The 638-nt window shown below is 38.6% G+C and carries 1 protein-coding gene; it reads left to right on the top strand.

Going from position 1 to position 638, the window contains the following annotated elements:
• The first annotated feature begins 376 nt into the window (after positions 1-376).
• Positions 377-628, top strand: a complete 252-nt coding sequence (locus tag H5185_RS22370) for a hypothetical protein (protein WP_124015389.1) — start codon at positions 377-379, stop codon at positions 626-628.
• Positions 629-638 lie beyond the last annotated feature (10 nt).

Here is a 638-nt window from a genome sequence, read left to right as displayed (position 1 = left end):
TTGGCTACGTCATTTTTGCTTAATAAGCATTTGAGTTAACAAGAATTAACAACGATGTTTATCAAAAAATCAGCTGCGAATCTTAATATATTGTTGCTTCTACTTTATGGTTTCCCGTGAATTTTAGTTCCTACTCCACAACGAATATACGAGGTAAACTTCGGTACTCCCTTTATATAATCACTTTCAAACCAATCGCTATTGAAACCGCAGCATTATTCATTTTCAATCATAGATCTATTTACATTACGACCACCAAAAGCGTTACCCCATATGCGATTTAAGCGGTTTTACCATATTTCATGGAGTCAACTTTAGCCTAATCCTACGGTTTTCATTACAATGGGCTGAATACCGACTTTGAAGTAACCTAAAGATGGCAAAACCGAATAAAAAAGGCCCTTCACGTACCGTTGATATCTTCTGCGCTAAATGTAAAACCCAACTGTTTAAATATCGTAAGGGAGGTAAAGGTGCCTTAGTCAAATGCTTCAAAGAACGAATCGTTGAAGATAGCACTAAAGTTCCCTGCACTTGCCCGGAGTGCGGCCAGATATTTGCCCGTGATACCTTAATAAGAGGCGCGCCAGCATTTAAAATGATAGGCGGTAAAGTCACTTTCAAATAGCCTCATCGCA

The organism is Shewanella sp. SG44-6, from assembly GCF_014164185.1.
In the GTDB taxonomy this organism is placed as follows: domain Bacteria; phylum Pseudomonadota; class Gammaproteobacteria; order Enterobacterales; family Shewanellaceae; genus Shewanella; species Shewanella vesiculosa.
This window is presented reverse-complemented; position numbering and strand designations above follow the sequence as displayed.

Coding starts and splice junctions, on each gene's coding strand:
- H5185_RS22370 (WP_124015389.1), top strand. CDS start 377: ATGGCAAAACCGAATAAAAAAGGCCCTTCACGTACCGTTGATATCTTC.